Annotated in this window: 14 protein-coding genes and 1 pseudogene; 9 read left to right on the top strand and 6 right to left on the bottom strand. The window is 71.4% G+C overall.

What is annotated here, in order from left to right; all coding sequences use genetic code 11:
- The first annotated feature begins 51 nt into the window (after nucleotides 1-51).
- Nucleotides 52-678, top strand: coding sequence for an SIMPL domain-containing protein (locus LZG04_RS12425; RefSeq protein WP_233816212.1), 627 nt, complete (start codon nucleotides 52-54; stop codon nucleotides 676-678).
- A 99-nt stretch (nucleotides 679-777) separates the two neighbouring features.
- Here the strand turns inward: LZG04_RS12425 and LZG04_RS12420 are convergent, their stop codons facing one another.
- Nucleotides 778-1,911, bottom strand: coding sequence for an OmpA family protein (locus LZG04_RS12420; protein ID WP_233816210.1), 1,134 nt, complete (start codon nucleotides 1,909-1,911; stop codon nucleotides 778-780).
- Nucleotides 1,912-1,976: 65 nt separating this feature from the next.
- Nucleotides 1,977-3,245, bottom strand: a complete 1,269-nt coding sequence (locus tag LZG04_RS12415) for an acetyl-CoA C-acetyltransferase (RefSeq protein WP_233816208.1) — start codon at nucleotides 3,243-3,245, stop codon at nucleotides 1,977-1,979.
- An 86-nt stretch (nucleotides 3,246-3,331) separates the two neighbouring features.
- On the opposite strand from LZG04_RS12415, the gene LZG04_RS12410 reads away from it, so the two are divergent.
- Nucleotides 3,332-4,648, top strand: a complete 1,317-nt coding sequence (locus LZG04_RS12410; RefSeq protein ID WP_233816192.1) for a 3-oxoacyl-ACP reductase — start codon at nucleotides 3,332-3,334, stop codon at nucleotides 4,646-4,648.
- Complete coding sequence (locus LZG04_RS12405; protein ID WP_233816190.1) at nucleotides 4,648-5,448, top strand: MaoC/PaaZ C-terminal domain-containing protein; 801 nt, start codon at nucleotides 4,648-4,650, stop codon at nucleotides 5,446-5,448. The genes LZG04_RS12410 and LZG04_RS12405 overlap by 1 nt, the downstream gene beginning before the upstream one ends.
- Here the strand turns inward: LZG04_RS12405 and LZG04_RS12400 are convergent.
- Complete coding sequence (locus LZG04_RS12400) at nucleotides 5,438-5,869, bottom strand: MarR family winged helix-turn-helix transcriptional regulator (protein WP_233816188.1); 432 nt, start codon at nucleotides 5,867-5,869, stop codon at nucleotides 5,438-5,440. The genes LZG04_RS12405 and LZG04_RS12400 overlap by 11 nt on opposite strands.
- A 141-nt stretch (nucleotides 5,870-6,010) precedes the next feature.
- Here LZG04_RS12400 and LZG04_RS12395 point away from each other — a divergent pair, with 141 nt between their 5' ends.
- Nucleotides 6,011-6,937: an alpha/beta hydrolase gene (locus LZG04_RS12395; protein ID WP_233816186.1), complete on the top strand. Its 927-nt coding sequence runs from the start codon at nucleotides 6,011-6,013 to the stop codon at nucleotides 6,935-6,937.
- Here the strand turns inward: LZG04_RS12395 and LZG04_RS12390 are convergent.
- A complete protein-coding gene (locus LZG04_RS12390; protein ID WP_233816184.1) occupies nucleotides 6,934-7,617 on the bottom strand; it encodes a TetR/AcrR family transcriptional regulator in 684 nt (227 codons plus the stop codon). The two genes, LZG04_RS12395 and LZG04_RS12390, sit on opposite strands and share 4 nt — an antisense overlap.
- Nucleotides 7,618-7,719: 102 nt before the next feature.
- Between LZG04_RS12390 and LZG04_RS12385 the strand changes: the two genes are divergently transcribed.
- The 4 genes and pseudogenes from LZG04_RS12385 to LZG04_RS43000 all read left to right on the top strand — a co-directional run bounded on the left by LZG04_RS12385 (nucleotide 7,720) and on the right by LZG04_RS43000 (nucleotide 9,961).
- Entirely contained in the window at nucleotides 7,720-8,364 is a 645-nt protein-coding gene (locus tag LZG04_RS12385; RefSeq protein ID WP_233816167.1) for an SCP2 sterol-binding domain-containing protein, read from the top strand.
- A 7-nt stretch (nucleotides 8,365-8,371) separates the two neighbouring features.
- Nucleotides 8,372-9,586, top strand: coding sequence for an acyl-CoA dehydrogenase family protein (locus tag LZG04_RS12380; protein WP_233816165.1), 1,215 nt, complete (start codon nucleotides 8,372-8,374; stop codon nucleotides 9,584-9,586).
- Between the two features lie 110 nt (nucleotides 9,587-9,696).
- Nucleotides 9,697-9,834: pseudogene (locus LZG04_RS43005) on the top strand (hypothetical protein); the annotation flags it as partial.
- Between the two features lie 70 nt (nucleotides 9,835-9,904).
- A complete protein-coding gene (locus LZG04_RS43000; RefSeq protein ID WP_374202818.1) occupies nucleotides 9,905-9,961 on the top strand; it encodes a hypothetical protein in 57 nt (18 codons plus the stop codon).
- A 3-nt stretch (nucleotides 9,962-9,964) separates the two neighbouring features.
- Here LZG04_RS43000 and LZG04_RS12365 read toward each other — a convergent pair whose 3' ends face one another.
- A complete protein-coding gene (locus LZG04_RS12365; RefSeq protein WP_233816163.1) occupies nucleotides 9,965-10,873 on the bottom strand; it encodes a MerR family transcriptional regulator in 909 nt (302 codons plus the stop codon).
- Nucleotides 10,874-10,952: 79 nt separating this feature from the next.
- Here LZG04_RS12365 and LZG04_RS42470 point away from each other — a divergent pair, with 79 nt between their 5' ends.
- The gene (locus tag LZG04_RS42470) at nucleotides 10,953-12,368 is read left to right on the top strand and encodes a pentapeptide repeat-containing protein (protein WP_233816153.1); all 1,416 of its coding nucleotides are present in this window, start codon (nucleotides 10,953-10,955) and stop codon (nucleotides 12,366-12,368) included.
- On the opposite strand, the gene LZG04_RS12355 is transcribed toward LZG04_RS42470, so the two are convergent.
- Entirely contained in the window at nucleotides 12,362-13,714 is a 1,353-nt protein-coding gene (locus tag LZG04_RS12355; RefSeq protein WP_233816151.1) for a dihydrolipoamide acetyltransferase family protein, read from the bottom strand. The genes LZG04_RS42470 and LZG04_RS12355 overlap by 7 nt on opposite strands.
- Between the last annotated feature and the right edge of the window lie 8 nt (nucleotides 13,715-13,722).

The following is a 13,722-nucleotide window of genomic DNA, read 5'->3' as shown; positions in this document are numbered from 1 at the left end:
GGGTTTGAGCTATATAGCGCTATGAAGCCACATCGGCGGTAGCGTCGTGCCATGGCTGAGGTGGTGACGAAGGGCGTCGGCAAGGTCGAGCGGACCGCCGACCGCGCCGAGGTGCAGGTGAGCTTCGAGACGCTGGGCTCGACGCGCAGCGAGGCGGTGGACCTGCTGACCGCGCGGATCGCCGGGGTGGAGCCCGCGCTGGAACGCCCCGGCGTCGAGGTGCGGTCGCGGCAGCTCAACGTGCACGACAACTGGGACGGCAAGCGCCGTTCGGGCAGCCGGGCCGTGCAGAACTACGTGGTGCGGGTCGACGACGTCTCGGGCCTCGACGGCCTGCTGGGCGCACTCGTCACCGCCGAGCCGACGTGGCTGCACGGGCCGACGTGGCAGCTCAAGGAGGACGCGGACGCCGTGCGCGAAGCCCAGCGTGAGGCCGTGCGTGACGCGCGCCGCCGTGCCGAGGGGTACGCCCAGGCCCTCGGCGTGCGGCTGGGGCCGTTGCAGCGGCTGACCGACGGCGACGCCGAGGGGTGGGCGGTCGAGTCGTCGCACCGGATGATGGCGGCCGGCTACGGCGGCGCGCCGGGCGTGCCGCCGCAGATGGACCAGCTCAACCTGGAGGCCCAGCAGATCACCGTCACGGTCCGCTGCACGGCCTCGTGGACGCTCCTCGACTGACGCCCCATGTGTCCTGAGCGTTGAATTCGGGGGTTCTGAACGTAGGACACACCCGTTCTGAACGTAGGACACGCGCGTTCTGGAGGTAGGACACGCGGGTCAGCTGCTGGTTTTCGGGTCGGCCAGCTCGACCACGACGGAGCGGTTGCGGGCGGCGGCGTCGGCGATCAGGTCGCCGTAGCCGTCCAGGTCCGGCGCGAGCGGCCGGGCGAAGCCCGCGCCCACGACCTCGGTGAACGCCGCCCGGCTCACGCCCAGCTCCACCAGCGTCGACACCACCCGCTGGCCGCGCCGCTGGGTCAGGTTCACCGCGGCCTCCGCCGACGACCAGCCGCTGGCCGTGCGGGCGACCACCCGCGCGGTCGTGCGGGCGTCGAACTTCTTGGCCACCTCGGCCAGCACCTCGCGCCCGCCCGCCGCGAGCTCGTCACTACCCGCCTTGAACAGCACGGAGTTCGGCAGGTGCACCGACGCGTCGTCGTGCACGACCTCGCCGATGTCCACGGTGGGCACCTCGCCGCGGCCGATCGACGCCCCGCCGGGAACCGGCTCCGGGTCGAGCGTGCAGCTGTTCGCGCCGAACTTCGCGCAGATGCCGAGCCACAGCTCGACCAGCGCGTCCCGCGCCCCCGGCGGCAGCGGCCGCTGGTCGCCCGACACCTGGCCCAGCCCGGAGAAGATCACGTCCTTGCCGGTCAGCTCCGGCACGGCGTCGTCGGGCACCGACGCCACGACGGCGCGCACGTCGAAGTCGAGACCGAGCCGGGTCAGGTCGAGCGGTTCGGTGGTCTGCAACCCGCTGGTCTGCAGCACGAGCACCGCCGGTCCCGCCGCGGACGCCATGTCCGCGAGCACCGACAGCGGGTCGAGGTCGTCGCTGTCGCCGCCGAGCTGGCTGAGCTTGCCGGTCAGCCGGTTCAGGTTTTCCTCGAAGCCGAGCTCGCGCAGCGCCGCGTCGCCCTGCACCTCGTTGCCGTCACGCACGGTGAAGTCGTCGTCGGAGTACGCGCCGCCGGAGTCCTCGCCCTGCCGGTAGACGACGACCCGGGTCACGCCCTGGTCGACCGCCTCCGCCAGTCGGTCGACGACGGTCTCGGTGAGCGCGACCCGGGGCTCGTTGGCCGACGCGGTCACCCCGATGCGCACGGTGGTGGTTTCGCGGGACGCGTCCCCGCAGGCAGCACAGGATGCCGCCACCAGCACGACTGCGGCGAAGAGCCGTGAGTGGTTCATGCCTGGGAAACGGAACGGGAACGCGTTGTGTTACTAACAACACCCGTTCGGGCTAATCTCGGGCCTCAGCGCTCCACGATCGCCGTAACCCCCTGACCACCCGCCGCACAGATCGAGATGAGCCCGCGCCCCGAGCCGCGCTCGGCGAGCAGCTTCGCCAGCGTGGCGACGATCCGCGCGCCGGTCGCGGCGAACGGGTGCCCGGCGGCCAGCGACGAGCCGTTGACGTTCAGCCTGGTCCGGTCGATCGGGCCGAGCGGGGCGTCCAGCCCGAGCCTGCCCTTGCAGAAGTCCGCGTCCTCCCACGCCTTCAACGTCGCGAGCACCTGGGACGCGAACGCCTCGTGGATCTCGTAGAAGTCGAAGTCCTGCAACGTCAGCCCGGCCCGCGCCAGCATCCGCGGCACCGCGTAGGCGGGCGCCATCAGCAGGCCCTCGCCGCCGTGCACGTAGTCGACCGCCGCCGTCTCGGTGAACGTGAGGTACGCCAGCACGGGCAGGTTGTGCGCCGCGGCCCACTCCTCCGACGCCAGCAGCACGGCGGACGCGCCGTCGCTGAGCGGCGTGGAGTTGCCCGCGGTCATCGTCGCGCCCTCGCCCCGGCCGAACACGGGCTTGAGCTTGGCGAGCTTGTCCACCGACGAGTCCGGCCGCAGGTTCTGGTCGCGGGTCAGGCCCAGGTACGGGGTGACCAGGTCGTCGAAGAAGCCCCGGTCGTAGGCGGCGGCGAGGTTGCGGTGGCTGGCGGCGGCCAGCTCGTCCTGGTCCTCGCGCGCGATGCCCCACTCGCGGGCGGTGATCGCCGCGTGCTCGCCCATCGACAGGCCGGTGCGCGGCTCGCCGTTGCGCGGCACGTCCGGCACGACGTGCTGGGGCCGCAGCTTCAGCGCCGCCTTGAGCTTCGCACCGACGCCGCGGGCCCGGTTGAACTCCAGCAGCACACCCCGCAGGTCCTCGTTCACGCCGATCGGGGCGTCGCTGGTGGTGTCCACGCCGCCCGCCACACCCACCTCGATCTGGCCGAGCGCGATCTTGTTGGCCACCGCGATCACCGCTTGCAGCCCGGTGCCGCACGCCTGCTGCACGTCGTAGGCGGGCGTCTCGGCGGACAGCCTGCTGCCGAGCACGGCCTCGCGGACCAGGTTGAAGTCGCGGCTGTGTTTGAGCACCGCGCCCGCGACGACCTCGCCGAGCCGTTCGCCCTGCAAGCCGAACCGGCTGACCAGGCCGTCCAGGGTGGCGGTGAGCATGTCCTGGTTCGACGCCGTGGCGTAGGGGCCGTTCGACCGGGCGAACGGGATGCGGTTGCCGCCGAGGATGGCTACTCGGGCCATGTCGTCCTCCAGGGTGGTGGGCAGGTGGCGCCAATGTTACCTACTCATCAGTAGACTTACTAGCGAGTAGGGAGTGTGATGTGGGCATGGATCGTTACCAGTCGTTCGCCAGGTCCGGCCTCGGGCGGTTCGTCGTGGGCAAGCTCGGCCTGCCCGACCCGTACCCGCTGCGCCGCCACTCACCCGGAAAACCGCCGCTGGACGGGCCCGTGCTGATCGGCGGCGACGGCCGGCTGGTCGATCCGCTCCACGCGGCGGCGAAGTCCGCGGGCCTCACCGTGGCCGACGGCACGTCGAGCGGCGAGCGGTACGGCGCGCTGGTGTTCGACGCGTCCGGCATCGACTCGGTCGAACGCCTGCGCGAGCTGCACGAGTTCTTCGCGCCGGTGATCCGCTCCCTCGGGCCGTGCGGCCGCGTGGTCGTCTTCGGCACACCGCCCGAGCAGGCGGAGTCGCAGGTCGCGCAACGCGCGCTGGAGGGCTTCACGCGCAGCGTCGGCAAGGAGCTCAAGCGCGGCGGCACGGCCCAGCTCGTGTACGTCGGGCCCGGCGGTGAGGACGCGATCGAGTCGACCGCGCGGTTCCTGCTGTCGGGGCGGTCGGCGTACGTCTCCGGGCAGGTGGTGCGGATCGGGCCCGCCGACGTCGAGGCGCCCCGGGACTGGGACCGGCCGCTGGACGGCAAGGTCGCCCTCGTCACCGGCGCGGCGCGCGGCATCGGCGCGGCGATCGCCGAGGTGCTGGGACGTGACGGCGCGACCGTGGTGTGCCTGGACGTGCCCGCGCAGGGTGACGAGCTGTCCGCGGTGGCCAACCGGGTCGGCGGCACCGCGCTCCAGCTCGACATCACCGCGCCCGACGCGCCCGCGCGGATCGCCGAGCACCTCGGCCGGCGGCACGGCGGGGTGGACGTCGTCGTGCACAACGCGGGCATCACCCGCGACCGCACGCTGGGGAAGATGGACGCCGGCCGGTGGGACGCGGTGGTCGCGGTGAACCTGGCCTCCCAGGAACGGGTCAACGAGGCGTTGCTCGCCGCCGACGCGCTGCGACCCAACGGGCGGATCGTCGGCGTGTCGTCCATCGCGGGCATCGCCGGGAACGTCGGGCAGACCAACTACGCCACCACCAAGGCGGGCGTGATCGGCATGGTCGACTCCCTGTCGCGGCGGCTCGCGGGCCGCGCCACGGTGAACGCGGTCGCGCCGGGGTTCATCGAGACCAGGATGACGGCCGCGGTGCCGTTGTTCATCCGGGAGGCGGGTCGGCGGATGAACAGCCTGTCGCAGGGCGGCCTGCCGGTGGACGTCGCCGAGGCGATCGCGTGGTTCGCGCACCCGGCGTCGGCCGGGGTGAACGGCAACGTCGTGCGCGTGTGCGGGCAGAGCCTGCTGGGGGCGTGATGGCGAACCTGACCCTGCTCTACGCCAAGGCCGCGCTGACCGGGTTCACCCGGCGCGGCTCCGAGCTGCCGCGGTCCACCCTGGACGCCGAGCTGACCGTCGACCCGGAACACCTGGCGCGCTACAACAAGGTGTGCGGGTTCGGCGTGCGCGACGAGCTGCCGATCACCTACCCGCACGTGCTCGGGTTCGCGTCGCAGGTCCGGCTGATGACCGGGCCGGGATTCCCGTTCCCGCTGCCCGGCCTGGTGCACGTGGCCAACCGGATCACGCAGCACCGGCCGTTGCGGGCGGCCGAGCCGCTGTCGCTGCGCGTGGCGCTGGCCGACCTGCGGCCGCACGAGCGCGGGCGGCAGTTCGACGTGGTGACCTCGGTGTCGGTGGACGGCGAGGAGGTGTGGGTCGACGTGTCGACTTATCTCCGCCGGGAGGGTGCCGCCGCGAAGGAGTCGTCGCCGCGGGCCGAACCACCCGAGCCGACGGCGCGGTGGCGGCTGCCGGGCGACCTCGGCCGGCGGTACGCGGACGCGTCCGGCGACCGCAACCCCATCCACCTGCACGCCTTGACCGCCAAGGCGTTCGGCTTCCCGCGGGCCATCGCGCACGGGATGTGGTCGAAGGCGCGGTGCGTGGCGGCGTTCGAGGGGCGGTTGCCCGACGCGCACGAGGTCGACGTGCGGTTCAAGACCCCGATCCTGCTGCCGGGCGAGGTCGGCTTCTCGTCCGCGCCGACCGGCGACGGCTGGCGGTTCGCGCTGTGGTCGGACCGACCGCACCTGGAGGGCGTGATCAGCGGCTGACGTTGTCGGCCAAGGTGCGCAGGAGGGCGCGCAGCCGAGCCGTGTCCTCCTCGCCGAGGTTCATCGCCTCGCCCATCGCGGGCGGCACGTCCTGGGCGCGTCGGCGCAGCTCGTCACCTTCCTCGGTGAGCACGAGCCGGACCGAGCGCTCGTCGTCGGGACGGCGTTCGCGGCGGATCAGGCCGGCCGCCTCCAGCCGCTTGAGCAGCGGGGAGAGCGTGCCGTAGTCGAGCTGGAGCGCGGCGGCGACGTCCTTCACCGGGACCGCGCCGCGCTCCCACAGCACCAGCATCACCAGGTACTGCGGGTAGGTCAGGCCGAGGTCGTCGAGCAGCGGCCGGTACCGCGCGGTGACCGCGCGTGAAGCGGCGTAGAGCGCGAAGCAGAGCTGGTCGTCCAGCTCGAGGCTGAAGTCCCGCATGTCCGCCTTCCCCTCCTCGTGACGGCGGCCCGCCTGTGACCAGACCCACGATACACCTGCACCCATTTAGATTGTGTGCGATGTAATCGCGGCCTATGTTTCAGTGGTCAGGTTCGACCGCACGACCCAGAGGAGCCCGAGATGACCGTCCTGGAGCCCGCCGCCGCCGAGTTCGCCGCCGCGACCGCCAACCCGCCGTACCTGTTCGACCTCGGCCCGGTCGAGGGGCGGCAGGCCGTCGACGGCGTGCAGGCCGGCGAGGTGGCCAAGCCCGACGTGGACGAGGAGTGGGTGAACGTCGGCGAGGCGCCCGTCCGGATCGTCCGGCCGCTCGGCGCGACCGGCGCGCTGCCCGTCGTCCTCTACATCCACGGCGCCGGCTGGGTGTTCGGCAACGCGAAGACGCACGACCGGCTGGTGCGCGAGCTGGCCGTCGGCGCCGGTGCGGCCGTGGTGTTCCCCGACTACAGCCTCTCGCCCGAGGCGCACTACCCCGTGGCGCTGGAGGAGAGCTACGCCGTGGCGCGGTGGATCGTCGCCGAGGGCGGCGCGCACGGGCTCGACGGCTCGCGCCTGGCCGTGGCGGGCGACTCGGTCGGCGGCAACATGGCCGCGGCGCTGACGCTGTTGGCCAAGGCGCGCGGTGACGTGGCGCTGCGGCAGCAGGTGCTGTTCTACCCGGTGACCGACGCGTCGTTCGACACGCCGTCGTACCACGAGTTCGCCGAGGGCTACTTCCTGCGGCGCGACGCGATGCAGTGGTTCTGGGACCAGTACACGACTTCGGAGGCGGAGCGCGCGGAGATCACCGCGTCACCGCTGCGGGCGACGGTGGAGGAGCTGACCGGGCTGCCGCCGGCGTTGGTGATCACCGCCGAGGCCGACGTGCTGCGTGACGAGGGCGAGGCGTACGCGAACAAGCTGCGCGAAGCCGGCGTGCCGGTGACCGCCGTGCGCTACCAGGGCGTGATCCACGACTTCGTGATGCTCAACGCGCTGCGCGGGACCCCCGCCGCCGAAGCCGCGATCAACCAGGCGGCGGCCGTGCTCAAGACCGCGTTGGCCTAGGAGCCCTTCTCGGGGCTGGACCGCCGTGACGGCGGGTGCCACACGTCGCCCGCCACGAGATCCCCGAAACCCATCCACACCAGGTTCATGAGCCGGGCGGCGACGACGCCGGCCGGCTCCTCGGGGTTGTCCAGCCACCAGTCGGCCAGCGACTCACCCGCCCCGACCAGCGCGGCGGCCAACGACTCGGCCTCCTTGTCGCCCGCCCGCGGCACGTCGCCGAAGTCCGACGAGTGCACCAGCAGCGCCGCCACCAGGCTGATCGCCCGGCCGCGCATGTCGGCGAGCTCCCGGGCGAACGGCCCGCCCTGCGAGGACGCCTGCCGGTGCAGCACCTGCCAGCTCGCCCGGTTCTCGCCGACGAACCCGAAGAACGCGCGCAACCCGCTCCAGAGCTGGACGTCCGGCGGCTCCTCGGCCTCGACGCCGTGCGCGATCGCCTCCATCATCCGGGTCGCCTCACGGCGGATGCAGGTGGCGAACAGCTCTTCCTTCGAGCCCAGGTAGGCGTACAGCATCGGCTTGGAGATGCCCGCGACCTCGGAGATCTCGTCCATGGAGGCGGCGTGGAAGCCCAAGCGCGAGAAGACGTCCACCGCGGCGTCCATGATCTGCCGCTCGCGCACCGCGCGTGGCAGTCTCTTGGCCCGACCCGGGCGAACCGGTTGCTCCGCGTGCATCGCACCCCCTCCGATGGCTGGCACAAGATTACTCCGAGCCCCTTGCCGCCTTACCTACTCGCCAGTAGGCTTACCTGCCAGTAGGTAGCGGAGGTGTCACACATGACCATCGACCTCACCACCGAGGCGATCGCGAAGCTCAGCCCCCAAGAGCTGATCTCAACGCTCAGGCAGGTCGACCCGGGCGACCCGGCGCTCTCCGACGTCGACATCGACGTCATCGCGCGCGGCATCGACCCGAAGAAGCTCGGCCGCGACGAGTTCGCCGACCTGCTGGACGCCTTGGGCGCGCTGGCCGACGGTGGTGCCGACCTCGACCTGGCCAAGATGGACCCGCAGAACTTCGCCCGGATCATCTCGCGCGCGTCCAAGGACCAGATCGAGGCCGTGACGTCGAGGCGCGGGCTGCGCGAACGCGTGCTGGACGAGGTGTTCCGGCGCATGGAGGCGCACTTCCGCAGCGAACGCGCGGGCGCCACCCGTGCCGTCGTGCACTTCCGGCTGACCGGCGGGTTCGACGGCGACGACCTGTACGAGGCGATCATCGAGGACGCCGCGTGCACGATCAACAAGGGCGAGACCCGTGACCCCAGGGCGGTCGTCACGTTGGGACCGGTGGAGTTCCTGAAGCTCGCGACCGGCAACGCGTCGGCCCCGGTGCTGTTCATGACCGGCAAGCTGAAGGTCAAGGGCGACCTGGGCTTCGCGGCCGGGTTCATGAGCTTGTTCAACATTCCGAAGGCGTGAGGGGACCATGGGCGGCTTTTCGCTGGAGCTCAACGAGGACCAGCTTGACCTGCGCGAGTGGGTGCACGGCTTCGCGAAGGACGTGATCCGGCCCGCGGCGGCGGAGTGGGACGAGCGCGAGGAGACCCCGTGGCCGGTGATCCAGGAGGCCGCCAAGATCGGCCTGTACGGGTTCGAGTCGCTGGCCACCTGGTTCGCCGACCCCATCGGCCTGTCGCTGCCCATCGCCACCGAGGAGCTGTTCTGGGGTGACGCCGGGATCGCGCTGGCGTTGATGGGCACCGGGTTGGCGGCGGCGGGCATCTTCGCCTCCGGCGAGCCCGAGCAGCTCGCCGAGTGGGTGCCCGAGTGCTTCGGCACGGAGGACGAGCCGAAGCTGGCGGCGTTCTGCGCCTCCGAGCCGCAGGCCGGCTCCGACGTGTCGGGCTACCGGACGCGGGCGGTGTACGACGAGGCCAACGACGAGTGGGTGCTCAACGGGCAGAAGGCGTGGGCGACCAACGGCGGCATCGCTAACGTCCACGTCGTGACGGCGGTCGTGGACTCCTCGTTGGGCACGCGTGGCCAGGCGGCGTTCGTCGTGCCACCGGGCACGCCGGGGCTGTCGTCACCGGGCAAGATTCGCAAGCACGGGATGCGGGCGTCGCACACGGCCGACGTGTTCCTGGACGACGTGCGCGTGCCCGGTCGCTGCCTGCTCGGTGGCAAGGAACGCCTGGAGGCCCGGCTGGCTCGGGCCCGTGAAGGCCAGAAGGCCGGCGGCCAGGCCGCGATGGCGACGTTCGAGACGACCCGCCCGACCGTCGGCGCGATGGCGGTGGGCGTGGCGCGTGCGGCTTACGAGTACGCCCTGGAGTACGCCAAGGACCGCGAGGCGTTCGGCCGGAAGATCATCGAGAACCAGTCGATCGCGTTCGACCTGGCGAACATGAAGATGGAGATCGACGCGTCCCGCCTGCTGGTGTGGCGAGCCGCCTGGATGGGCCGCAACAACGTCCCCTTCACCGCGGGCGAGGGCTCGATGTCCAAGCTCAAGGCGGGCGAGGTCTCGGTGTGGGCGACGGAACGCGCGATCCACATCCTGGGTGGGGCCGGGTACACGCGCGAGCACCCGGTCGAGCGGATGCACCGTGACGCGAAGATCTTCACCATCTTCGAGGGGACCAGCGAGATCCAGCGGTTGGTGGTGGCCAGGGCCATTTCCGGGATGCACATCAAGTGAGTGGTCTTCCCGGGCTCGCCCGGGTCGGGGTGGGGTCTTCAGGACGCGGGAGACCCCACCCGAAGTCTTTTGGCCGGCTGTCGCGGCGGCTGCGGGGTTAGGGTCGCGGGGTGATCGGGGTGGTGTACGACGACTGGTCGACGTTGCACACCGAGTCGGTGGTGTTGGGCTTCCAGCGCGTCGCCGAGTACGTGGCGCCCGAGTGGCCCGATCCGCGCAAGCCGCAGCAGTTCCACCTGGACATCGGGGTGAAGGACCTCGGCGTGGCCAGGGCCGAGGTCCTTCGGTTGGGGGGCGTTGTTGGACGAATCCCACGAGGTGTGGTGGGTGTTCGCCGATCCCGCCGGGCACCCGTTCTGCCTGGTGTGGGAGTGAGGGTCAGCGGCCGGCTTCGGTCAGCCACGCGCGTTCGGCGGTGGTGTCCGGGATCGGGGTCTCCCAGCCGTTGATCTTGGCGATCAGCTGCCAGTAGCGCTCGGCCCGCGGGTCGCCGAACTCCTCCAGGCGGCGGGACAGCTCCGGGCCCACGCCCGGCACGTCCAGCGTTGACGCCCACTTCTCGTTGATCTCGGCGACGATCGACGCCGCCTCCGGCGAACGCGGGTCGATGCCGGCGTCCAGCGCCTCGCGCGCCCGGCCGAAGGCGTACTGGAACGCCTCCATCTGCGCAGGCGTGCTCGGCGACATGTCCGCGCCTTCGGCCCGCAGCTCCTCGTGCCGCTGCGACATCCGCCGGACCGACGCCCGGAAGTCCGGGTCGCGCACCAGGTTCACCAGCTCGATCCACGCCTCCAACTGCTCGGGCGACGGGTCGTCCGGCAGCTCCACCCGGACCGACCTCATCCGCTGCTCGAAGGTCGGCTCCAGGTCGAAACCACCGAACACGTCGTCGAAGAAGTCGTCCAGGATCGCCTGCCGCTCCTCCTCCGACAGCCGCGCCAACTCGTGCACCATCTCCACCTCCCCGTTCCGCGCCACGACCCGCAGCACGGCCCGGCGCAGCCGGAGCGTGCGCATCTGCGCGTCGATGGCTTCCGCGTGAGTCCGCGCCACCTCGGCGACGGACACCTCCCGCGCCAGCACCCGTTGCGCGGTGGGCAGGTCGACGCCCAGGGCGCGCAGGGTCCGCACGAGCTTGAGCCGCGCCAACCCGTCGACGTCGTAAGTGCGGAACCCGCCCGCCGTGCGCCCCGCCACGGGGATCACGCCGGAGTCGGAGTAGAACCGGATCGTCCGCGTGGACAGCCCGGTCATCCGCGCCAGTTCGCCGATCGAGTAGTGCGTCACGGGGACCACCCTGAACTCTCCAGTCGCTGGAACCTCAACCTATTAACGCGCTCGTCCGGCACCATGGTGCGTTGTGCTGGTGACTGTGCGAAGCCTGTTCGACGCCTACTGGCCCGCGGCGACGGCCTTGTTGGTCTTCTTCTGGGTGTGGCGGCTGGCGAAGGCGTCGCTGCGGCTCTGGATGGGCGAAGAGCGCCTCGAAGAACCGCCCGAGCGGAGGTCGGACGACGACGAGGTTCGTCTGCCGGAAGGTGCCGGCGGGTCGATGGCGTGGGCGGTGGTCAAGTGGCTGTTGCTGGCCTGCGTGCTCGCGGCCGCCACGGGCTACGGCTTGTTCCGGCTGCTCGGCAGCCCGCGGTTGCCCTCGAGCTCGAGCTTCAGCACCACCGAGCTGCTCGACCTGCTCAAGATCGGCTTGGCCGTGATCGGCGGTCTGGGCGCCGTGGTGGCGCTCGCGGTGGCCTACCGCAAGCAGCAGGTCTCCGAGGCGGCGCACGTCATCGCCACCCACCAGGAACAGCGGGAGCGCACGAAGTTCTTCAACGAGCGGTACGTCAAGGCCGCCGAGCAGCTCGGGCACGAGCGCTTCGCGGTGCGGCTCGCGGGCGTCTACGCCATGGTCAGCCTGGCCGACGACTGGCCCGCACAACGCCAGACCTGCGTCAACGTGCTGTGCGGTTACCTCCGCACGCCCTACCCGACCGACGACCCGACCGAGCGCGAGGTGCGCCAGGAGATCATGACCACGCTGCTCGACCACGTCTGGGACCAGGGGTGGCACTCGCAGACGGTCGACCTCGACTTCCGCGGCGTCGAGTTCGAGAACCTCGACCTGTCGCGACGCACGTTCCGCGGGAACTTCCACTTCGACAACGCGGTGTTCCACGGCGACACCGCCGACTTCAGCAAGTGCATCGTCACCGGTGACGTGAGCTTCCGCGGCGCCAGGTTCGCGGCCAAGCGCACGACGTTCAGCGAGCTGTCACTGCGACGTGCCGTGCTGGACTTCAGCCAAGCGCACTTCACCGGCGGCACGGTCGACTTCTCCGTGGCGGACCTGACCAACGGGACCATCAACCTGAGCCGGACGACCGTCCAGGACACGGTGGTGGACTTCGAGTGGCTGATGGCCCAGCACGGCGTCATCTCGTTGGACGAAGCCGAGCTGCGCAACGCGACGATCGACCTCTCCTCGGTCAACGTGCTGCCGATGAAGATCCGCGACCGCAGCCGGTCCGAGATCACCTTCCGGTCGGTCGTGGCCAACGGGTCCACCATCAAGTTCAACGGGAGCAAGCTCGACCGAGCGGGTCTGGTGGTGGACGGCGCCCGGTTCCTCGACTGTGCGCTGGAGGCGACGTCGGCGGAGGCCATGTACGTCGACCTCAGTGCCAAGGACGCCGAGTCCGACGACTTCGTGCGGCAGTTGCGCCGAATGAGGAACGCCGGGAACCGCGAGGGTTCCCGGCGTTCAGCGGCACGGGTGGATCAGTAGGTCATCGCCACGCCCGGGTCGGCCAGGAGCGCGCCGACGTCGGCCAGGAACTGCGAGCCCTGCTGGCCGTCGACCACTCGGTGGTCGAAGCTGAGGGCCAGTTGGCACACCTTGCGCGGGACGACCTGGCCGTCCACCACCCAGGGCATGTCGCGGATCGCGCCCAGGGCCAGGATCGCCGACTCGCCCGGGTTGATGATCGGCGTGCCCGTGTCGACGCCGAAGACGCCGACGTTGGTGATGGTGATCGTGCCGCCCAGCATGTCCGCGGGCGTCGTCTTGCCCTCGCGGGCGGTCGTGGCCAGGTCGTCCAGGGCCACGGCCAGCTCGCGCAGCGACATGCGGTCGGCGTCGCGGACCTTCGGGACGACGAGGCCCCTCGGGGTCGCGGCGGCGATGCCGAGGTGCACGTAGTCCTTGTAGACGATCTCCTGCGCCGCGTCGTCCCACGTCGCGTTGACGTCGGGCGTGCGGCGGACGGCCAGGGTGACCGCCTTGGCGGCGAACGCCAGCGGCGTCAGCTTGACGTCGCGGAACTGCGGCGCGTTCTTCAGCCTCGCCCGCAGCTCCATCATCGGGGTCACGTCGACGGTCAGGAACTCCGTGACGTGCGGCGCGGTGAACGCGCTGTCCACCATCGCCTGCGCGGTCGCCTTGCGGACGCCCTTGATCGGCACCCGGCGTTCCAGCGACCCGGTGTCGGCGGTGGCCGCCGCCGGGACCGGGGTCGGGGCCGTCACGGCCTGCTCGACGTCCTCCCGCGTGATCACGCCACCCGGGCCGGAGCCCGCCAGCGCGTACAGGTCGACGCCGAGGTCCTTGGCCAGCTTGCGCACCGGCGGCTTGGCCAGCGGCACGTACCCGCCACGCGGGGCCACCGGTTCCGCCACGACCGGAGCCGGAGCGGGAACGGGAGCGGGATCGGGAACGACCGGCGCGGGGGCGGCGGCGACCGGGGTCGGGGCGTCCTTGCGCGGGCGGCGCTTCGCGGAACCGGCCCGCGGGCCGTAGCCGACCAGCGTGGCGATCCGGCCGCCCGGCATCTCCTCGCCGATCTTGCCGTTCGACTCCGCCGGCGCGGGCGACGACGCCGAGCCCGACGGGTCGACGTCGATCGTGATGATCGGGACGCCGACCTCGACCGTCTGCCCGGTCTCGACCAGCAGCTCGGTCACCACGCCGTCCCACGGGCACGGCAGCTCGACGGCGGCCTTGGCGGTCTCGATCTCGACGATGACCTGGTTGACCTTCACCGCGTCACCCGGCTTGACGTGCCAGGTGAGGATCTCGGCCTCGGTCAGCCCCTCCGCCGTGTCGGGCAGGGGGAACTGCTTGTACTGCGGCACGGCTATCC

It is taken from the genome of Saccharothrix sp. S26, assembly GCF_021390395.1.
GTDB lineage: Bacteria > Actinomycetota > Actinomycetes > Mycobacteriales > Pseudonocardiaceae > Actinosynnema.
Note: the sequence above shows the minus strand (reverse complement) of the source record. Positions and strands in the feature narration are given on the sequence as shown.